Genomic DNA, 22,641 nt, shown 5'->3' with positions numbered 1-22,641 from the left:
TAAACAGTATATTATTTTTTATCATTTTAAAGAAGTAGCACCATTTCTTACAGATTAGTATTTCAAAAGATGGGGTTTTACTGCTTTTTCCCAAATGGCATAGCCGGCTTTATTCATGTGCAACATATCGCTCACAAATAATTCAGGCCTGTTCTTGCCATCTTTAGTCAGCATCAGCGGAAAAATATCAACAAATACGGTGTTCTTTTGCCTGGCCAGGTAAGCTTTAATCAGCTGGTTTGCATCCATTGCTTTCTGTACGTACTTTTCTCTGCTCGGACTAGGCTTCATACTAATGTACACAATAGGTATCTCTGGTAAAACAGCCCTTATGGCATCGTATAACCTGATGGTCTTATTTAAAACAGAATCAGCAGTAACATTTGCCGCTGGTAAATCATTCTCTCCTACGTACAATACAATCTGACGCGGCTTGTAAGGAAAAACCAGATCATTAAGGTAATGGGTAATGTCATCCGTTACCGCACCCCCAATCCCTCGGTTCAAAACATTAAAAGGCGCAAACACCCGTTCCGCATCATCCCATTTCCTGATCGAAGAACTGCCTATAAATAATACAGGGTTTTCAGTGGGTTTATAAATTTTATCGTACTCTTTGATGGTCTGCACATCGTCATAGAAACGGTAAGTAGTTTGTGCAGAAGCAAGCCCGGTAATTAACACAAGAGCTATAAGAAGGCAGAAGAAGTTTTTCATCCGTTTAGAATTTATTTTATTTGAGATGAAAATAACAATTTCAATGATACCAAGCGCATACTAAACAAAAAAGGTACAAGTAATTAATTTATACCTGTACCTTTTTCGCTAATGGAATCATTAAAAATCCCTGCCTGGTGTTACCCCAGGCTCATGGCCTGTACCCAGCGGTCTGTTTTTCCTTTCCGGTGTATGTGCAAATGCAGAACGTCCGGAACCAGTTGAAGATGAAGTCTCGCCACTGCTCAGCGTCTCATCATCATCAAGCGTAGTTTCTTTGTAAACTATTTTTTTGTTTTCTTCTTGTTCGTTTTCGTTTTCTGGCGTATTCATAATCTTATTTTTTTAATAATAGGTGTCTCTTAACAACACCTTACAAATCGAATTGTTTAGAAGATCCGTAATACAGAAAGCAGGGAGCTTGTTGTAGTTAAGGGTAGCTTAAACATAGAGATTCCTTGGTAAATGTTTAGATTTTACCCCTGATACCCTAAGCATACCCTAACCATAATCCAACTTTACCCTAACGTAAACTACAACAAGCTACCAGTTGCTCCAGGCTAAAATGTCCAGTTCCACCGGAATGGCCGCTAATTATTTTAGATCTTTTGTGGTCATTTCGGGTAATCTTGCACCTTCTTGCACCCCTTACCTTTTTATATACCAACAAGTTACCAGATATTTGAGAGATTACCCATCAGTCAAACAGTGTTTTGCATCAATGAGGGTAACAGAAACAATTTAAATTTAAAATTATGGCAAAATTACCAAATGGCCTCGGAAGCCACCCAAGTGGAAAAGCAGGCAACCTCGAGTATTACACCTTAAAAGGAAGGCATTACGTTCGCGGCGAAAAGGAAAAAACCACCAAACCACCTACATTAAAACAGCTAGCGCACCGGACTGTAATGGCGATTACCGGAAAATTTACCAGTGATATCCAGGACATCCTCGATGTGGGCTTTGCACATGTTGCTCATGGTACCGTATCCAGTGCTTACAACGAAGGACAAAAACATGCAATTCATAACATCGTTGCCGGACAATACCCCAACCAATACATTGATTATAGTAAAGTATTGGTTACAAAAGGAGATTTATTACCTGCCATTAATCCATCGGTCAGCGTTGTAGAAGATCAATTCATTTTCTCCTGGGATAAGATCAGCAGCAGCGCTACAGATACCGATCACGTTATGCTCCTGTTGTGGAATGCTGAACTCAAAGATGCAATATTTGAGCTTTGTGGCGCTAAAAGAAGCACAGGGCGGGAAAGTGTTAAGGTACATAGCAGCTGGAAAGGTATGCCTATGGAGTGTTATATCTCTTTTAGATCGGCTAAAAATATGGAATGTGCCAACAGCACTTACCTGGGCAGCATCATTTTTTAACGCAAAATCTCAAATTAGTGTTCAAAACAATTTCTGATATAAAATTTGGAATTATAAATACTATCCATATATTTGGTTTACCAATTAATTGGTAAACCAAATATTGCGTATGAAATCATTTATTGAAACCATTAAGTCTATCGAAGTCGAGTCACCTGTTGACAAGATCATCAAGCAGCTTAAACAACTCATTACATCAGGTCAGCTACAACCCGGCGACAGACTTCCTGCGGAAAGGATGCTTGCCGAAAAATTTGGTGTAGGCAGAAGTTACGTAAGAGAAGCGATTTTAAGACTTGAATTTTACGGTTTACTAAAAACCAATCCCCAAAGCGGAACCTATGTTGCCGGACTTAGTCTTAAAGTTCTGGACAATATCATTACCGATGTCATCAAATTTAGCAAAGACGATTTTAACGCCATGCTTGAGGCGCGCTACTATTTGGAGCTCGATGCAGTAAGGCTTGCGGCAGAAAGACGCACCGAACAGGACATTGAAGCTTTAAGAGCAGCAATGACAGATTACGAGAATAAAATAGACAGCGGTGTAGATGCTGTGGAAGAAGACATGATCTTTCACATCAAAATTGCCAGCGCTTCCAAAAACTCTGTCATCGAATCGATGATCCTGATCCTTATTCCAGATTTGATCAAAAACATTGTAGAAAATAAGATATGCGGTGAAAATCGTGGCATACAGGCTAAAAACGAACACCGTGAAATTTTGCAAGCTATTATAGATCAGGATATAGATGCGGCGGAAAATGCCATTGCAGCCCACCTTAATGATATGTTTCAGATTAGTAAAGCAGGTTATACCGCACAAAAAATTATTCAAAAAGATTAAGATAAATCAGTTGTTTCGCTGAGCAGCCCTCCGCGGAAATTATACACTAGTGATAAAGAAATGAACTACTTAAAAAAGTTGGTAACAGGTATCTTTTGCCTTATTTTTTCTGCCGCATCAGCCCAGGATCATCCCGGTATTATGATGACGAAGAAGAATGTTGCTGAATTGCGCAAAGGCATTGCTACCTATCCCCTGCTTAAAAAATCATATGAAGAGGTAAAGCGCAATGCAGATTATGCCTTATCGCAACCTATCCTTGTTCCCGTTCCTAAAGATGCTGGTGGTGGCTTTACCCACGAACAGCATAAAAAAAACTACAGCAATATCTTAAATTGCGGGGTGGCCTACCAAATCAGCGGAGAACAGAAATATGCCGATTACGTAAAAACAATTTTGCTGAGTTATGCTGCTCAGTACGAAAAGTGGCCAGTACATCCAAAAGCTAAACCTGGTCACCAGGCAGGAAAAATGTTCTGGCAAAGCCTAAACGATTTTGTATGGCAGGTATATACCATTCAGGGTTACGACATGGCCTTTGATGGCATAGCCCCGGCAGATAGAAAACAAATTGAAACACACCTCTTTTTACCCATTTTAAAATATTTTACGGTAGATTGTGCCACAACGTTTAATTTGATCCATAACCATGGCACCTGGGACATTGCGGCTGTAGGCATGACCGGTTATGTATTGAACAAACCAGAATATGTAAACATGGCTATTAAAGGCAGCAAACTGGATGGAAAAACAGGTTACCTTGCACAAGTTGACCAATTATTTTCGCCTGATGGATATTATACCGAAGGACCTTACTACCAGCGTTATGCCTTGTTGCCTTTCGTCATCTTTGCCAAAGCCATCAACAACTATCAGCCAGCGCTTAAAATTTTCCAATACCGCAACCAGTTGCTCTCCAAAGCCATCAACACCTCTTTGCAGCTTACGTATACCGATGGTACATTTTTCCCGATCAATGATGCCATTAAAGATAAAACTTATCAATCGGCAGAGCTGGTCTATGGTGTAGACATTGCCTATGCAGACATTAAAGCGCAGCCGCAGTTGTTAGATATTGCACAGCGCCAGGGCGAAGTCATCGTTTCTGATGCGGGCTTAAAAATCGCAGCAGATCTAGCTGCCGGTAAAATGAAAAGCTTTAACTACCAACCACAATGGATTGGCGATGGCGCTTCCGGCACCGAAGGCGGATTGGGGATCTTAAGGTATGGCGACAACCAGGATCAGCAATGTTTGCTTTTTAAAGCCGCGTCGCAAGGCATGGGCCATGGACACTTTGACCGTCTGAATATTTTATACTACGACAACAACACCGAAATCTTCCCCGACTATGGTGCAGCGAGGTTCCTGAATATCGAATCTAAAAAAGGAGGAGATTACCTTCCGGAAAACAAAACATGGGCTAAACAAACGGTAGCGCACAATACCCTTGTGGTAGATCAGACTTCAAATTTCAAAGCCAATGCAGAACTGGCCCAGGAACAGCATCCAGAACAGTTGTTTTTCAAAAACACCAAAGACATTCAGGCCGCTAGTGCAACAGAAAATCATGCCTATCCGGGTGTAAAAATGACCAGAACATCTGCCCTGGTCAATATCGAAGGTCTGGATAAACCCTTACTGATCGATTTATTCCAGGTAAATGCAGCACAAAACCACCAGTACGACCTTCCTTTCTGGTACAAAGGCCAGCTGGTTGCTTCTTCCTTCAAAATCAATGCGGTAAAAAATAACCTGCAAGCTTTGGGTACCAATTATGGCTACCAGCACCTCTGGCTAAATGCAGAAGAAAACGTAGCTGCTAGTGGAGGATATGTTACCCTGCTGAACAACAAACGGTTTTACACCACGCATTTTACTACAGATGCGGACATCAAAGTTAAACTGGTTTCCTTAGGTGCCAATGATCCGGAGCTCAACCTGGTAGAAAGCAAAGCCTTTATCCTTTCGCAGCCACAGGCACAAAACCAATTATTTTTTACCATTACCGAGGTGCATGGCCGTACCAATCCTGTTAACGAAACCGTTGTAGGTGCCGCGAACCAGGTAAGCGGACTTAAAATAATTAGTGCAGATGAACAACAGGTAGCTGTATCCTTTAAAGTGAAGGACAAAACCTATCAATATACAATCAATTACAAAGACAAAAATAAAAGCGTACAACTCAATTAAGCATTCATGATACAAAGCAACTTATTTCAAATAGACGAAGAAACCCCTTGGGAAGATCTGGGCAACGGTGTACAAAGACAAATTTATGGCCACGATGAGCGCATTATGCTCGTTAAAGCAAAATTTGAAGCAGGTGCTGTAGGCACTTTGCATGAGCACCACCACACCCAGGTTACCTATGTAGACAGCGGCGTGTTTGAAATGACCATCGGAGAAGACAAAAAAATCATCAAAAAGGGCGATGGCTATTATGTGCCACCCCACATTATACACGGATGTGTATGTATTGAACCGGGAATTTTAATCGATGTGTTCACTCCGCATCGCGAGGATTTCTTGAAAAGTTAATTTAAGATAAAAAACTAATAATCAGTAAAATATGAAATTAAAATTCATGTTAATTGGATTGCTATGCATCAGCAGTTCTATAATGGCCCAGGAAACAGAGATCAAACCGGTAAAATATCCCGCTGGTTTTACGGCACAATTGGATGTGGTTTATACTAAAGTGAACGACTGGGAAGGTAAACTCGATTTGTACTTACCCCCTGCCGGAAAACCAACGCCCATTGTCATCAACATTCATGGCGGTGGCTGGAACAAAGGCACTAAAGAATCGCAAACTGGTTTCAGTGGCTTTTTCAAACGCGGTTATGCGGTAGCCAACATCGAATACCGTTTAACCGGCGCCGCAACAGCACCAGCAGCAGTAGAAGATACCCGTTGCGCCCTCATTTATATCATTAAAAATGCCGGCAAACTAAATGTAGACCTCAATAAAATTGTCATCATGGGCGGCTCTGCCGGTGGTCACCTGGCACTGATGGGTGGCTTGTTAGAAAACAACCACATCTTTGATACCAATTGCCCGGGTGTAGAAAACATTAAAGTTGCCGCCATCATCGATAAATATGGCATTACAGACGTATGGGATTGGGCTTATGGCGTTCACAAAACCAGCAAATCTGCCACAGCATGGTTAGGTTCAAAGGCTAAAGACGCAGAATTTGCCAAATCTGTATCTCCCTTTTACCTGGTTAAAAAGAGCAGTCCGCCAATTTTCATTGTACATGGCGATGCAGATCCCACAGTACCTTATGAGCAAAGCGTAGCCTTAAAAGAAAAGCTGGATAAACTGGGCGTTAAAAATGAATTCATCACGGTAAAGGATGGTTTGCATGGAAAATTCACACCAGAAGACAATAGCATGGTCAACGCCAAAATTATGGATTTCCTGAAAAGCCTTGGTCTTTAATTACAATAGATATAACTCCTGATATACATGAAGGTTAGAGGATTAAGATGGTACATAGTCGCGCTGATTGCCCTGGCAACAGTGATCAACTATATTGACAGAAGTGCCATTAACATTATGTGGCCTTATATTTACAAGGACTTCGGGATCAGTGATGTCGACAACAAAAGCGCGCTGGCACTGATCACAACCTTCTTTATGATTGCCTATGCCTTAGGGCAAACGTTTACCGGCAAACTGATGGATGCGGTGGGTACCAGACTGGGGATGACCATTTCCATCGTTGGCTGGAGCATTTCCATTGCACTCCATGCTTTCGCACGCAGCTTGTTTTCCTTCAACATCTTCCGGTTTTTACTGGGCTTTAGCGAAGCTGGCAACTGGCCTGGTGCCACCAAAAGTAATGCAGAATGGTTTCCGGCCAAAGAGCGGGCCATTGCCCAAGGTATTTTTGGTGCAGGTGCTTCCCTGGGCTCTGTGGTCTCTGCGCCCATCATCGCGCTTTTATACATCGCTTTCGGTTGGAAAATGACCTTTGTGCTTATTGCGCTTCTTGGACTAATCTGGATCATTCCCTGGTTGTTCATCAACAAAGCCACGCCCGATAAACACAACTGGCTTACCGAAGAAGAACGGAATTACATCCTGGACAAAAAACCAGAAACAGCCACAGTAGTGGAAACAGCACCAGTACTAACCTGGCGCGAATTGCTAAAATTCAGGAATACCTGGGGCATCATCACCGGCAGGTTTTTTATAGACCCGGTTTGGTGGCTGTTCGTGACCTGGCTGCCAACCTTTTTAAAAGAGCAATTCCTGTTTGATATCAAACAAATCGGTGCCTTTACCTGGCTGCCCTATTTGTTTGCCGCCATCGGCAGTTTACTAGGTGGCTATTATTCATCCAGGCAAATCAAACAAGGTGTAGCTGCAGTAAAAGCACGTAAAAAAGCCATTACCTTAGGCTGCGCCATCATGCTGGCTTCCCTGGTGGCCATTGTTTATTTCCTTGGCAGTCTTAAAGAACAACCTACCCTGGCCATGACTTTAATTGGTACTACGTTATTTGGCTTCCAGTTTTTAATCGGCAACATTCAAACCTTGCCAAGCGATTACTTCCATGGCAAAAACGTAGGTGCCGTAGCGGGTATGGGTGGTACAGCTGCAGTAGCCGGAACTTTATTAACCACCTGGGCGGTGCCCATCATTACAAAAACAAGCTACAATTCCTTTTTTATACTGGCTGCCGTACTGGTGCCCATTACCTGGTTTTGTATCAGATATATCAGTTCAAAAAAATTAATTCATTAAATCTAATTACTAGTATGCGTTTAACAAACAAAGTAGCCATCGTAACTGGCGGATCAAGAGATATCGGAAGAGCAGTATCCTGCCAATTGGCAGCAGAAGGAGCAAAAGTTGTCATCAATTACCATGGCAACCTGCAAAATGCAGAAGAAACACTGGCCATCATTACAGCTGCTGGTGGTCAAGGCATCATTGTTAAAGGTGATGTGACTAAATCTGCCGAAGTAACCAGCCTGATCGATCAGACCAGGGCCGCTTTTGGCGAAGAAATCCATATCCTGGTCAATGTTGCCGGCGGTATGATTGCCCGCAAAACCACACTGGAACTGGAAGAAGAATTCTGGGACCAGGTGATGAACCTGAACCTGAAAAGCGTATACCTGGCTTCCAAAGCGGTCATACCTTACATGAGCTCAGGCGCTTCCATCATCAATTTATCTTCCCTTGCGGGTAGAGATGGCGGTGGTCCGGGTGCCAGTGCCTATGCAGCATCAAAAGGTGCGGTCATGACTTACACCAGATCCCTTGCCAAAGAACTGGGACCAAAAGGCATTCGTGTAAACGCTGTATTACCGGGTATGATTGCTACTACCTTCCACGATACCTTTAGTAAACCAGAAGTTCGGGTAAACGTGGCCAATGCTACCCTGTTAAAACGCGAAGGTCAGGCACAGGAAGTGGCAGACCTCATTGTGTACCTGGCTTCAGATCAGGCCAGCTACATTACCGGAAACAACATCGACATCAACGGCGGACTTAATTTTTCATAATCAAATACCCTATACCCTTAAAGTCAGGACAGTAAATGATGTCCTGACTTCATAAAAAAAGAAGCAATGCGCCAGAGGGCAGCATGCAAACAACACTAACCAAATATAAATATTAAAGATATGAACGTAAAAGTTTACTTATCAGGCCTACTGCTTGTATTGTTCAGCTGTGCATTATTTACGCAGCCGGTACAGGCACAAAATAAAGTAACTGTACAAGGTGTGGTTAAAACACCAGACGGGGCTCGCTTACCAGGTGCTTCCGTTAAAGTTAAAAATGCCCAGCAAGGCGCAGTTACAGATACCAACGGTGCATTCAGCTTAAATGTAAGCACTGGCCAGGTTCTGGAAATCAGCTACATTGGTTATGTTACGCAAACATTTACCGTAACTAAAGCCGAGTCTGTTACCATTACCATACAAGAACTTCCAAATACCATGGAAACCGTGGTGGTCATTGGTTACGGTACCCAAAAGAAATCTTCCGTAACTGGTGCAGTAGCCAAACTCACCAACGATAACCTCAACCAAATCCCGGTATCCAGGGCAGATCAGGCTTTAGCTGGTAAACTTGCCGGTGTGCAAATCCAAACTACAGATGCTACCGCAGGTGCGGCGCCCGTAATTAAAATCCGTGGTGCAGCCTCTATTACCGCAGGTACCAACCCATTAATCGTTATCGATGGTTACCCTGTTCCTACAGATTTAGCCTCGGTAGATATGAACAACGTAGAAAGTATCGAGGTCTTAAAAGATGCGGCATCGGCAGCCATCTACGGATCTAGGGGTGCCAATGGGGTTATCCTCATCACCACCAAATCTGGTAAAGAGGGTAAAACAGTTTTCGGTTTCAACAATGCTACCGGCTTTAAAGATGTATACCGTCGCCTTGACTTCCCTACCCTGTCTGAATGGGCAGACCATGTAAGATCTGTAAACAACGGCAATTTATCTCCTGAAATTATTGCCGCACAAAAGTTTGATGTACCTATGGATCCTCAGGACGTGGTCTTCAGAACCGGAACCTTTCAAAACACACAAGTTAACCTGAGCGGCGGCAGTCCAAACGTAAAATATTATGTGTCTGGAGAAGCCTTATTGGATAAGGGTGTCATCCTGACCAACGATTATAAAAGATACGGCGGACAAGCCAATATAGACATTACGCCAAGCGATAAATGGAAAATTGGCTTAAGCATCACCCCTTCTTACACGGTGCAAAATACGCCTAACTATAAAATACACGATGTGCTGCGTGCCTTCGCTACCTGGTTGCCCTTATATTCCACTCCAGAAATTTCTGCGGCTACAGGTTACCCAATTGGCGCTATGGTCAACCAAAGGGCCTTTGATCCGGCTACCAATACCCGTTACACGGGCATCAACCTCTCGGCTACGGCCAACAACAACGGTTACGCCAACTTAGCCGGCATCAAAAACACCACCTTTACTTACAAAACCATTACCAATGCCAATGTGCAGTATAACTTTACCGATGCCCTCTCTTTAAAAGTATCTGCCGGTGCATTCATCAACAATTCGCGGACAGAGTTTTTCCAGAAATCATGGGCCACGCGTGACCTCTTTTTGCAAAGCGCTGCCGTAGCACAAGCATCTACCAGGGCTACTTTAGCCAATACCCAAACCATCGATTTATTGAACGAGAACATTTTAAACTATGCCAAAACATTTGGTAAACACGATTTAAATGTGGTGGCCGGTTTCACCTCTCAATCTACAAAAATCTCTGCCAGTAATGCCGTAGCCACCAATTTCGCAACAGACGATATTCCTACTTTAAATGCAGGAACACCAAACTCGCTGAGTTCTACAGAAGAGCGCAATACGCTTGCTTCCCTATTGTTCAGGGCCAATTATGCTTATGACAACAAATATTTACTTTCCATCGGTTCACGCTGGGATGGTAGCTCCCGTTTCGGTGCCGATAACCGCTGGCGTTATTTCCCTTCTGCCTCTGTGGGCTGGCGCGTAAGCAATGAAGATTTCTACAACAAAGAATCCTTAGTAAACGATTTAAAACTGAGGGCCAGTTATGGTGCTACAGGAAACAACAACATCGGCAATTACAAAGCCTTCGCTAACGTAAGTACAGTAGGTGCCATATTGGGCGATGCTACCAGCCTGGGCTTTAATTCCAGCTTTTACGACAATCCTAATTTGGGATGGGAACGCAGTTTCAGTTTCAACGGCGGTGTAGACCTGGCTTTCTTAAAAAACAAATTTACCTTAACGGTAGATGCTTACAAAACCAAAACCAAAGACTTACTCTTCTTCCAGCCAATCAACACCATTACAGGGAGTTCCGGTGTTTATGTAAACAATGGCGAAGTGCAAAACCAAGGGATTGAATTTGAACTGGGTGCAAAAATCATCGACAGCCAGGATGTTAAATGGAGCCTGGCAGCAAATGGTGCAACGAATAAAAACACAGTTAAAAATATTGGAAACAGTACTTCCATCATCAGCATTGGTGATCCTAAAAGACTGAACTATTTCCTGGCGCAGGTAGGTGCTCCATTGGTACAATTTTACGGTTATGAGTATGATAGTGACATTTCGGTGGGCGGGAATTTCTGGCCCACCAATGTTCACTCCGACAGGATCATTGCCCGCGACATGAACAACGATGGTGTAGTGAATGAAGCCGACCGGGTGGTATTGGGTCAGCCTACCCCTAAATTTACCTGGGGATTAACCAATAATGTAAAATACAAAAACTTCGATTTTAGCTTTGTGGTACAAGGTTCTCATGGGGCAAGCGTATTCAATGCAGACCCTAACTACTACGAAACACAATTCTCTGCTACCGGAACTTCTGCTTACCTCTTGTTGCCAACTGCATTGCAAGCCAAAACCAAATACAAAACAGAAAGCCGTTATTCTATTGAAGATGCGTCATTTGTAGCGCTTCGCAATGTAAACCTGGGTTATACCTTTCCGGGCAACATCATGAAAGCCATCAAAGCCAGTAATTTAAGGTTATATGTATCGGCAGCTAACTTATGGTACAAGTTTGCCAAAGGCTATTCAAGTTACAATCCTGAAGGCGTAAACGAGTATACTGACGATCCGCTTAAAAACGGCTACCAGCGTGGTTCAGCGCCCATCACAAGAAACATCACTTTTGGTCTTAACGCTAACTTTTAAAACAACTCCATGAAAACCAAAATATTAATTGCCTTGGGTCTTATAGTAAGCCTAAGCAGCTGTAAAAAGTTTTTAGATGAAAAACCAGTATCCAACCTCATTGAGCAGAATTACTACCGCACTACAGATGAGGTAGAAACTGGTGTGATTGCCTGTTATGACGGCTTGCAAAAGGTGTACGACATCGAATTTAAACTAACCGAGATCAGGGCCGACAATACTTCGGGTGTATCCCTGGAGGGCGATTGGGGTGCCATTAAGTTTTTCAGGGATGCCCCTTCCAATTTCTTCCTGGCCGATTTCTGGCAGCGTTCCTACAATACCATAGCGCGTTGTAACCTGGTGCTTAAATACATCAACAACGTAACAGACCCGGTTAAAAAGCAATACTTTGAAGGTGAGGTTAAGTTCATCCGCTCTTTAATGTATTTCAACCTGATCCGTTTGTATGGCGATGTGCCTTTGATTACTGCTTCCATCAATTTTGATGATTTTGAGAAATTCAAACGCATCAGCACCTCCACCATTTACAGCCAGATTAAAACAGATTTGCTGACTTCTGTGGCTACTTGTCCTCCTTCATGGCCAACGGCACAAATCGCCCGTGCCACCAAAGGTGCTTCGCAAGCTTTACTGGCCAAAGTTTACCTCACTACCAAAGATTATCCTAATGCCAAATTGCAACTGGACCCCTTGGTTGGTACCAACTTTAAAGGCAGCACTTATACTTTAAACCCAAGTTATGCGGCTATATTCAGCACCGCATCAGAAATGAGCAAAGAAATCCTGTTTGCTGTTCGCTACAAAGCGAGTTCTAATGGCGAAGGAAACTCTTTTTCTTACGAATACTCCAACAATGGCGATGCAAGGAACGTAAAAGCTTCTGCACAATACATGGCGCTTTTTGAAAGTACCGATGTCAGGAAAGCCAGCACCTATAATGCTACCAATGGCCTGGCGACTAAATTTTTAGATGCTACGGCACCAGTAAGGGATGCCGGAAACGATTTTCCTGTCATCCGTTTTTCTGATGTATTGCTGATGGCGGCCGAAGTGAACAATGAGCTTGCTGCTGCACCAACTTTAGATGTACTGACGCCTATCAACGAGGTGCGCGGTCGTGCGGGCGCCAGCTTGTATAACTTAGTTGGCCTGGGCACTAAAGCCAATGCCAGGGATTTAATCTTTAAAGAACGTAAACTGGAATTTGGATTTGAAAACCAACGCTGGTATGATTTGGTACGAATGGACCAGGCAAGCACCATTGCCATCCTGAATGCCTATTTAACCGCTACCGGCAATCCAACCCTAACTGTACCGGCTTACCGTTTAATCTTTCCTATTCCGCAAACCGAAATAGATTTAAGTAAAGGCAACCTGGTCCAAAACCCAGATTACAAATAATACCAACCATCAGCTAACCAAATTAAACCAGCATGAACCTAAAATATTATTTACAATGTATGGTGCTTGTGCTATTGACCTCGCTCCTTTTTGGAAACAAAACTTTAGCGCAAACTAAAGTTAAAATCCAGGGAACGGTAAAAACTCCGGACGGGGAAGCCCTGTCCGGAGCTTCCGTTAAAGTAAAGGACGGTAAACAAGGCACCATGACCAACGAAAAAGGAGAATTCTCCATTAGCGTTGAAACGGGAAAAATCCTGTTGATCAATTACCTGGGCTACCAGTTATACGGGCACCCCGTAACCAAAAACGAAACCATTACCGTTACCCTTCAGGAACTCAAAAACAACCTGGAAGATGTGGTCGTGATTGGTTATGGTACCCAAAAAAGATCATCCGTAACCGGTTCAGTAAGTAAACTGAAAAATACCAACCTGGACGAAATGCCCACTTCAAGGTTAGACAATGCCCTGATCGGGAAAATCGCCGGGGTTACCATCCAAAACGTAAGTTCTGAGGTTGGTGCCGCGCCTACCGTTCGGGTGCGTGGTTTCAACTCCATCAGTGCAGACTCACAGCCCTTGGTGGTGGTAGATGGTTATCCCGTTCCAGACGGACTTTCCTTTGTGAATCCTCAGGATGTAGAATCCATTGAGGTCTTGAAAGATGCCGCTTCGGGTGCCATTTACGGTTCCCGTGCTGCCAATGGGGTCATTTTAATCACCACCAAAGGCGGGGTATCTGACAAACCAAGGTATACCTTTAAAAGTTATTACGGTTTTAAAAACCCGTATTCCGTTAACCCCATTTTAAGTGTGGGCGAATACACCAATTTGCTGTTTCAGGAAGCGGCTTTAAGGCAGACCGACCCCACTGTAGCCAGCAGTCAAATTAACCTCATTACCCCGGCAGAGCGTGCAGCTTATGTCATAGAAAACCAAATTGCAGGTTACGCTACCGACTGGCAGCAGGAAGCTTTACAAAACGGTGCCATCTCTAACATCCAGTTTGGCATCAGTGGTGGTAAAAAAGACATCCGCTATTATTTATCGGCCAATGGCCAAAAAGACAAAGCGGTGTTAAAATTCAACGAAAATACCCGTTTAAATGTCAAAGCTAAGGTAGACGGCGAACTGAGCAAAAGGGTGCGTTTCAGTTTCAACATCAACCCATCTTACATCAAAACTATCCGACCAGCTTCCAACTTTACAGATTATTTCAGGTTTGCTTCCTTCCTGCCCGTGTATCACGATGCCTTTACTTCTGCATTCGTACACCAGAACGCGCAATGGGCAAATATTGCACCCGGTGATTTTATCCAGGCGCGCCATTTTAACGGTTTAACCTATTCCGGTTTCATGCCCGATGGCAGTCTGTGGAGCAGCAACGGTACGGTTGAGCCTTTTTCTACCAGTAACAATACCCCGCTTTCCATCGCAGCCAGGGAAAACATTACGCAGCAAACTTATCGCGTACTGGGTGGTGGAGATTTGAGCGTTACGGTAGCCAAGAACCTGATTTTTAAAACCTCTGTTGGCGGCTATTACTCCAGTCAGGAAAATACCACCTTCACCAAATCCGGCGCCCGTAAAGATGGCGATGTAAACCAGGCCGTAATTTACAATAAACTGTACCTGGACCTGCTTTGGGAAAACACTTTAAACTATAGCCTAAAAGCTGGCAACCATAATTTTACGGGTTTGGTAGGTTATACGGCACAGCAGACCAAAACGAAGGAAAGCAACATTGTAGGCCGTAACTTCCCTACAGAAGATTTTAAAACCTTAAACCAGGCCGGTCAGATTGATCAGGCTCTAACCAATACGCTGGAATATCCTAAAGGCTTACTTTCCTACCTGGGCAGGGTCAATTACGATTACAAGGGCAAATACCTGCTGAGTGCCAGCTTCCGTGCAGATGGAAGTTCCAATTTTGGACCGGGTAAAAAATGGGGTTACTTCCCTGCTATTTCCGGCGGCTGGGCCATTTCCAATGAAAACTTTATGAAAAGCGCCGACTGGATCAGCAGCATGAAGCTGAGGGCCAGTTATGGGGTTACGGGTAACAACAACATCCCTGCATTTTCTTATGTCAACCTCCTGTACCCAAGTAATTATTCTTTTGGCTCTGGTACCGGAACAGTTGGCCTTGGTTTATCGCCGAACAGCAATGTACTGGCCAACCCGGACATTTCCTGGGAGCGTACCTTTGAATTTAATACCGGTTTGGATGTCAGCTTCCTGAAAGACCGCTTTGCCCTAACACTGGAATACTACAATTCCATTACCGATCAGTTGCTGTACCAGGCCAATACCCAATCTTTTAGCGGCTCTAATGAGTATTTCAGAAATGCCGGCAAACTGAGGAACCAGGGTGCAGAGGTAGAACTGACGATGAACAACCTTAAAACAAAAGATTTTAGCTGGAGCACCAATTTAAATGTGTCTGCTACCCGTAATAAATTAGTGGCTTTGGGCGGCGAACCTGTGCAATATAAATATGGGGAAAGAAACGAGATTTATGCCAACATTGTGGGCGACCGTGCCATCCAGTTTTTTGGTTATAAAACCGATGGCATCTGGACTTCGCAGGCAGAAATTGATGCGGCTAAAGCAACGGGACAAACTTCTACCCTTTCTAAATACTTTGCTGCAGGTGGTTTAAAGTATGTGGATGTAAATGGCGACAACAAAATAGACATTGATGACCGTACCGTGCTGGGTTCTCCTTTTCCAGATTTTACCTGGGGCGTAACCAATACCTTTAAATACAAAGGCTTTGACCTCAGTGTGCTCATTCAGGGCGTTCAGGGCGGCAGTTTAATTAACGGTGATGCCAATTACAATGAATCGCGCAAGTACAACGAAAACTTTATCGCCAACCGCTGGATCAGTGCCGCCAATCCTGGTGATGGCAAAACGCCTTATTATACCAATGGTGAAAACTGGCTGCTGACCGATTATGTACTTGAGGATGCTTCTTATGCGGCTTTAAGGAATGTGATTTTGGGTTATACTTTTGCCTCCAAAATCAGTAAAAAATTAGGTGTTAGCGGCATCAGGCTGTACAGTTCTGTAGATAACCTGCTGTACTTAATGGGCAGCAGCTACCGTGGTATTAACCCCGAAGCCAGGACCACAAGTTCTGCCTATGCTTCTCCTTTAATTGCGGGCTATCAACGTGGCGCCTTCCCAATTGCGCGTACCTACACCTTCGGACTGGATGTAAATTTCTAGATATGGAAGCTTTTAAATTACTCAACATGAAAACATTAACCCTTAATATCTTCATCATCGCTGTAAGCATCAGTACTTTTTCCTGCAAAAAAATCATTGAGCTGGATCCGGTATCCAATGTGGGGGTAAGTTCTTTTTACAGGAACTATGAGGAAACCAAAACCGGACTTACCGGGAGCTACAACGGCTTACTGCTGCCCCTGGAAACGGAATGGATGCTGACCGAGCTGCGGAGCGACAACACCAAACAGGGTGTGCCCAACAGTTCTGCCACCAGCAACGTGGAACTCAATGAGCTGGATATGTTTAACCTCAATTCCGCGCATGATAAGGTTTACCTGTATTGGTTAAATACCTATAAAAATATCCGTTCTATCAATTACGTGCTCAAAAGCCTGGGTGTAAGTTATCAGAATGAAAGCATTGCCATCGCTGATGGAACTGCCCAGGTTACTGCTGCTCAAAAAAACCAGCTGGCTGGTGAGGCTTTATTTTTAAGGGCCTACCACTATTTTAACCTGGTGCGCTTGTATGGAGCGGTATTCCTGATTACCGAACCTGTAGATCCGGAGCAATCTAAACAGATCAACAGAGCTGCGGTACAGGACATTTACAAACTGATTGTGGCCGATTTATCCAAAGCTAAGGACATCTTGTCGCCTGCTACCTATGCGGCCATGGCCGATGCTGACCGGGGCCGCGCAACAAGCTGGGCGGCTAAAGCTTTGCTGGCTAAGGTGTATTTAACCTTAAACCAAAAACCAGCCGCTTTAAGCCTGCTGGATGATGTCATCAGCAACAGTGGTTATGGTTTGCTCCCTTCTTATGCCGATGTTTTTTCCATCAACAATGAAATGAACCGGGAAATCCTCTTTGCCGTTCGTTTTAAATCTGGTGGTGTAGGACTTGGAAATTCCATGGCCAATAATTTTGCACCCACTTCCAGCGGTAGCGCGGTCATTAATGGCGACGGACTGGGTTTAAACTTCCCGACGACAGAACTGAATACACAATTTAAAACGGCGGTAACCGCTGCGGCAGATGCCCGAAAGGATGTTAGCCTGGCGACTTTCAGTTCTAAACTGTACGTTAAAAAGTTCCTTTCTCCTGCCTTGGTTAAGTTTGATGCGGAAAATGATTTCCCTGTACTCCGCTATTCGGATGTGCTGCTGATGAAAGCAGAAGCCATTGGTTATGATGGTGCTTCGGGAACGGCGGTAAGCCTCATCAACCAGGTGAGGGCCCGTGCAGGTGCAAAAGATCTGGGTACCGGAGATTTCAGTACTGGTTTTTACCAGTATCCGGCAAGCGGAACCGCTGCCATTACCGACCCTACGCAGTTTAACACGGCCTTGTTTAATGAACGCAGGTTGGAATTTGCTTTTGAAAACCAGCGTTTCTTTGATTTGAAACGTTCGGGAACAGCCATAGCCGTCATCAAAGCACATTTTGCTACGGAATTTACTTCGCATTACAGCAGGATTGTTCCGGCCATTACCCTGGCCAACCTGCAGGCTTTGGTGGTAGAAGACCGCTTGTTGCTGCCCATTCCGCAGAAAGAAATTGACAGTAACGATCAGTTAAAAATTCCACAAAACAGCAGTTATTAAAAGCATTTAATCTCGAAACTATGAGCACATTATTTAAATCTTTAAGCTTCTTTTTTGCTGTGCTGCTCTGCTGCGCCTCCTGCAAAAAAACAGAAACGGAAAGTGTTGGCACACTCACTGCGGCAGAATATACTTACAACAGCGCCACCCGGAATTTTGGCGCCAATACTACGGTAGCAGCACAAATTAATTCCAGCACGGGCATCAAGTCGGTGTATGCGTATCTGGTGCGGAACAATGCCACAGACTCGTTGATTGCCACCGCCATCCCTGATAACGCTGCAGCATATACCCTAAACATTCCTACGGCTGCCTTTCCGGCCAATAGCATGAGCAAGGCTACGGGTGTAAGGGTATTGGCCAAACAAAGCGATAACAGTACGGTAGAGGGCTTTGTTAAAATCACCTATTTTAATCCTGCCTTACCGCAATTGAAGGATTTCCCAGCGCAGATTACGGCCAACCTAAGCGGCGGACTGACCAGCATTACCGGAAATATAACCTCAGATTATGGTTTAAGTCAGGTAGATATTTATGATGATTATCAGACAGAAAACGTTTATGTTTTGGTGAACAGCAATACCAGCATCAATGGCGCTAAACAATTTGCGCTCAACTATCAGTACACCTACCGGAAAGCAGCGCAGCACATCAAAATTGTAGCCAAAGACATCTACGGACAAAGCAACCAATTGGTAGTCGCCATGCCGGTGGATGTGAGTTTGTTTAAACCTAAATTTGTGGGTTTTGCAGCTTCAGTAACGCCGAACTTAACGGGTACCACACCTGTTACCGGAACCATTACTTCGGTTACCGGCCTCAAAAAGATCGAGATTTACGACAATTACCAGGGAGAATACGTTTTGATCTCCAGCATCAGCAGCTTAAATTCCAGTTTGAGCTACAGCTTCAATTACAACTATCCTTTCCGTAAAAGAAGTACCCATCTTAAAATTATTGCAACGGACATTGACGACCTACCGTCTGAATTGATCCTGCCTCTAAATTATACTTACGGCTCAACGTTGTACCGTGATGTGACCATGACAGCACATACCACAGGTACCAATACCATTTTCTTCGCAGAAAGCGGTACTACCCTGGGCAATTGCAGTCTCAATGCCAGCGAATCTACCATGGCCTTTTTGTTCTATGGAACGGCTACCGGACCTTCATTCTACAGTCCGGCCAATGCTTCTGGTGTAGCCAACAACTTTAAATGTAATTCTGTGGGCTGGACCATTGCCAATGCGGCGGTTTTACGGGCCACTAAATTCAGGGTGCTGGTTCCGGGTGCTAGTACAGGCATAGACAATGTGTATGCGCAATATGCGGCCAACAACATTGATGTCATTGATGAGGCATTTTTCTTAACCGCAAATAATATCGCTGCACCGGGTGGAAGTTCGGCCAGGTTTGATGCTTCAGTAGCGGCTACAACAGCGATATTTAACACCACTACGGCCAATTTAATTTATGTGCGGATCCCTGATGTAAGCGGAACCGGCTTTAAAAACGCTTTGATCCGTGTTAAAGAAGCCACTTCAACTACAGGTACATCCACCATTAAATTTGACATTTACATTCAAAAATAGCCCTATGAAGTACAGCGTAATCCTATTGTTGTTGTTTGCCTCTTTAAAGGGATCCGGACAGCTGGTACACAACGGAAAAGAGCTCCAGGCTGCATTGGCTGCGGCAAAGCCCGGCGCAAAAATCACCATGGCGGATGGTCTTTGGAAAGACCAGAAGCTGGTGCTGAAAGCAAATGGTACAGCGGAACAACCCATTAGGGTTGCTCCGCAAACACCGGGTGGTGTGGTGATTAGCGGTGCCTCCAACTTTAAAATTTCCGGTACTTACCTGGAAGTGGCCGATTTGCATTTTAACAATGGCTACAGCCCCAATGGCGACCTCATTATTTTTAGTACAGGTACCAATGAACTGGCCAACTATTGCCGGATTACCGGTTTTGTGATCGAGAACTTTTCTCAGGCCGACCGTTTTAAAAACGACAACTGGATTGTGCTTTGGGGCAAACACAACCGGGTAGACCATTGTACGCTCATCAACAAAATCAATTTAGGCCCTACCCTGATTGTAGAACTGAATGATGAACGGAGCCAGCAAAACTACCACAGTATTGACCACAATTATTTTAAGGGCAGGCAGCGTTTGGGTTCCAATGGTGGCGAGACCATGCGGATCGGGGTATCGCGTTATTCTTTAACACCATCCAGGACCAGCATCAAAAACAATTACTTTGAGCAATGTAATGGAGAAGTTGAAGTGGTCTCGGTTAAATCTGGTGAAAATCAGGTGAGTTTCAATACTTTTTCTGAATGCGAAGGCAGTTTGGTTTTGCGCCATGGCAGTGCCAACGTGGTGGAAGGAAATGTATTTCTGGGCAACAACAAGCCCTTTACGGGTGGGGTTCGGGTCATCAATCCCGGTCATAAAGTATTCAACAATGTATTTAAAGATTTAAAAGGAGATGCTTTTAGGGCGGCGCTGGCCGTGATGAACGGGGTGCCCAATTCTGCCATCAACCGTTATTACCAGGTTAAGGATGCCGACATTTACCAAAACACTTTTATCAACTGTGCGCATATTGATTTTGGAACGGGTAAAGATGCGGAACGGACAGCTGCACCTGAAAATGTACAATTCAGGAACAACCTGGTGTTAACAGATCAGGAACCCATTTATACGGATTACAACCTTACACCGGGCTTGAGCGTTAAAAACAATGCTGTGGGTAGTAATGCTAAAATAAAGTTACCAGCGGGCTTTGAAGCGACTAAAATCAAGAACAAAACGGTAGCTGGTCTTTCCCTGCCACAAGGCAGTGCTAAAGCAGGGGCAGATCTTTCTGTGCTGAGCATACAGAACTGGAACAATTCCGGTGCCTCCTGGTACCGCGCTGCAAACACTACGGGCAAAGTAAAGGGTAAAAAGATCGGCCTTAAACTGGCTGATGTTTCTGGATTAAGCCAAATGCTAACCGGATTAAATGATGGTGACACATTGGTTTTTGCTGAGGCGGGCCATTATAAGTTGAAAAGCGAAATGGTGGTTAAAAACAAACTGGTATTTATGGCTGCTCCGGCTTTAGCCGCTCAACCGGTATTGGTGAATGTAGCGAACCAATCCATTCCGGCTTTCATCAGCATTGAAAATGGCGGCGAGTTAAAGGTTAAAGGACTGGCTTTTTCCGGAACCTTTGAAAGTTTTGGCGATGTACAGGCTGGCATCCGAAGCACCGATTTGCCCATGAACCGCCATTACAGCCTTTTTGTAGAGGATTGCCATTTTTACAATTTTAACGAAAGCACCTTTAGTGCCATCAAAGCTTCTAAAAGCACCTTTGCAGATAGCCTGGTGGTTATAAACAGCAAATTCAGCAACCTGTCGGGCACGGCGATTGACTTTTCTGCGGAAAAAGAGGACAAAGGCATTTACAATGCTGAAAATACGCTGATCCAGAACTGTGTTTTTACAGGGGTATTGGGCAGTGCGCTAAATTTGTACCGTGGTGGAAACGATGAAAGTACTTTAGGCCCCTTTTTGATCGTTAATCAATGTACCTTTAATGAAGTAGACAACCGGGAGAAAGGCGCTGCGATGAAATTGCAGGGTGTACAACATGCCAGCATCCTGAACAGTATTTTTTATAAATCAGGACAAGGAGGCAGCAGCATTAAATTTGAGGAATACATTGCGGACGATTTGAAAGTGGATTATTGTAATTTTTACCAATCGGGCAAGGTCAATTCTACTTATGGGAAGGTTTCTGGCCAATTTATCCATAACCTGGATCCTGCTTTTGTCAATCCCGCTGCGCAGGATTTCCGTTTAAAAGCCAGCTCTCCCCTGCTCCATTTATCATCCGCTAAAGCGGCCCTTGGCGCTAATTTAAAATAAACAAGCTATGAAATTAAAAACACTATCCCCTTTCCTTTTGCTGCTCTTTCTTGCCTTTTCTAGTCAGCTGGCATTTTCGCAGTCTACTAAAGCACCTGGCGAAGTCTTAAACCTGAAAGGCTGGAAGCTCACTTTACCGGTGAACACCGAGCACAATGGAAACCCGGACGAGATCAAACAACCGGAATTAAACACTTATGCGGATGAGAACTATTTTTTCCTCAATAAAAAAAAGGATGCGGTCACTTTTAAAGCGATGACAGGCGGCGAAACGACCAGTGGCTCTAATTTCCCGCGTTCGGAGCTTAGAGAGATGCAGGAGGACAGCAAAACGCCTGCAGCATGGTCATCTGCTGAAGGCACCCATACCCTATTCATTGATCAGCGGGTTACGCATTTGCCCGATGTTCGGAAACACATTGTGGTGGGCCAGATCCATGATGCGGAGCGGTATGTGATCTTTTTTAGGCTGGAAGGCACAAAGCTGTTGGTATCTGCCAATGGTGGCGAAAGAACGGTGTTGGATGCCAACTATGTTTTGGGTACCCGGTTTACCGTTAAATTTGTGGTTTCGGGCAATAAAACGCAATGTTATTACAACGATGAATTAAAATATACGCTCGATGAAAATTATTCTAATGCCTATTTTAAAGCGGGTGCTTATGTACAATCTTCCTGCAAAGGAAAGAAAAAGGTTGAGGGTGAGTCCTGTTACGCTTATGGCGAAGTGGAGATTTTTAACCTGTGGGTGAAGCATGAAAAATAGGCCTAAATATTTTTTAAAATATTTTTAGGTTATTAAATTATTAATTCTACCT

At 44.1% G+C, this 22,641-nt stretch carries 16 protein-coding genes; 14 read left to right on the top strand and 2 right to left on the bottom strand.

The features are described from left to right. Positions 1–54 precede the first annotated feature (54 nt). Positions 55–717 carry a GDSL-type esterase/lipase family protein gene (locus LPB86_RS17210; protein WP_230646220.1) on the bottom strand — a complete coding sequence of 221 codons (663 nt, stop codon included), beginning with the start codon at positions 715–717 and terminating at the stop codon, positions 55–57. Positions 718–837: 120 nt separating this feature from the next. Continuing rightward, on the bottom strand, positions 838–1,050 hold the full coding sequence (locus LPB86_RS17205) for a hypothetical protein (protein WP_230646217.1): 213 nt from the start codon (positions 1,048–1,050) through the stop codon (positions 838–840). Between the two features lie 422 nt (positions 1,051–1,472). Here LPB86_RS17205 and LPB86_RS17200 point away from each other — a divergent pair, with 422 nt between their 5' ends. The 14 genes from LPB86_RS17200 (at position 1,473) to LPB86_RS17135 (ending at position 22,589) form a co-directional block, all read left to right on the top strand. Next, a complete protein-coding gene (locus tag LPB86_RS17200) occupies positions 1,473–2,108 on the top strand; it encodes a DUF6266 family protein (RefSeq protein WP_230646215.1) in 636 nt (211 codons plus the stop codon). 109 nt (positions 2,109–2,217) lie between these two features. After that, complete coding sequence (locus LPB86_RS17195; RefSeq protein WP_230646213.1) at positions 2,218–2,955, top strand: FadR/GntR family transcriptional regulator; 738 nt, start codon at positions 2,218–2,220, stop codon at positions 2,953–2,955. A gap of 60 nt (positions 2,956–3,015) precedes the next feature. Continuing rightward, positions 3,016–5,148 carry a heparinase II/III family protein gene (locus LPB86_RS17190; protein WP_230646211.1) on the top strand — a complete coding sequence of 711 codons (2,133 nt, stop codon included), beginning with the start codon at positions 3,016–3,018 and terminating at the stop codon, positions 5,146–5,148. 6 nt (positions 5,149–5,154) lie between these two features. Next, positions 5,155–5,496, top strand: a complete 342-nt coding sequence (locus tag LPB86_RS17185) for a cupin domain-containing protein (protein WP_230646208.1) — start codon at positions 5,155–5,157, stop codon at positions 5,494–5,496. Between the two features lie 31 nt (positions 5,497–5,527). Beyond that, positions 5,528–6,403 (top strand): alpha/beta hydrolase, encoded by an 876-nt coding sequence (locus tag LPB86_RS17180; protein WP_230646206.1) that lies wholly within the window; start codon positions 5,528–5,530, stop codon positions 6,401–6,403. A gap of 27 nt (positions 6,404–6,430) precedes the next feature. Further along, entirely contained in the window at positions 6,431–7,714 is a 1,284-nt protein-coding gene (locus LPB86_RS17175) for an MFS transporter (RefSeq protein WP_230646204.1), read from the top strand. 14 nt (positions 7,715–7,728) lie between these two features. Beyond that, positions 7,729–8,481, top strand: a complete 753-nt coding sequence (locus LPB86_RS17170) for an SDR family NAD(P)-dependent oxidoreductase (protein ID WP_230646202.1) — start codon at positions 7,729–7,731, stop codon at positions 8,479–8,481. A gap of 120 nt (positions 8,482–8,601) precedes the next feature. After that, positions 8,602–11,649 (top strand): TonB-dependent receptor, encoded by a 3,048-nt coding sequence (locus LPB86_RS17165; protein WP_230646200.1) that lies wholly within the window; start codon positions 8,602–8,604, stop codon positions 11,647–11,649. Between the two features lie 9 nt (positions 11,650–11,658). Further along, positions 11,659–13,053 carry a RagB/SusD family nutrient uptake outer membrane protein gene (locus LPB86_RS17160; protein ID WP_230646198.1) on the top strand — a complete coding sequence of 465 codons (1,395 nt, stop codon included), beginning with the start codon at positions 11,659–11,661 and terminating at the stop codon, positions 13,051–13,053. Between the two features lie 32 nt (positions 13,054–13,085). After that, positions 13,086–16,289 (top strand): TonB-dependent receptor, encoded by a 3,204-nt coding sequence (locus LPB86_RS17155; protein ID WP_230646196.1) that lies wholly within the window; start codon positions 13,086–13,088, stop codon positions 16,287–16,289. Positions 16,290–16,315: 26 nt separating this feature from the next. Further along, the gene (locus LPB86_RS17150; RefSeq protein WP_230646194.1) at positions 16,316–17,899 is read left to right on the top strand and encodes a RagB/SusD family nutrient uptake outer membrane protein; all 1,584 of its coding nucleotides are present in this window, start codon (positions 16,316–16,318) and stop codon (positions 17,897–17,899) included. A 20-nt stretch (positions 17,900–17,919) separates the two neighbouring features. Beyond that, positions 17,920–19,494, top strand: a complete 1,575-nt coding sequence (locus tag LPB86_RS17145; protein WP_230646192.1) for a hypothetical protein — start codon at positions 17,920–17,922, stop codon at positions 19,492–19,494. Positions 19,495–19,498: 4 nt separating this feature from the next. Beyond that, positions 19,499–21,823, top strand: a complete 2,325-nt coding sequence (locus tag LPB86_RS17140) for a polysaccharide lyase 6 family protein (RefSeq protein WP_230646190.1) — start codon at positions 19,499–19,501, stop codon at positions 21,821–21,823. Positions 21,824–21,830: 7 nt separating this feature from the next. Beyond that, positions 21,831–22,589, top strand: coding sequence for a polysaccharide lyase family 7 protein (locus LPB86_RS17135; RefSeq protein ID WP_230646188.1), 759 nt, complete (start codon positions 21,831–21,833; stop codon positions 22,587–22,589). Positions 22,590–22,641: the final 52 nt, after the last annotated feature.

The organism is Pedobacter sp. MC2016-14 (genome assembly GCF_020991475.1).
In the GTDB taxonomy this organism is placed as follows: domain Bacteria; phylum Bacteroidota; class Bacteroidia; order Sphingobacteriales; family Sphingobacteriaceae; genus Pedobacter.
The sequence above is the reverse complement of the archived record's forward strand: the minus strand, read 5'-3'. Positions and strand labels throughout refer to the sequence as shown.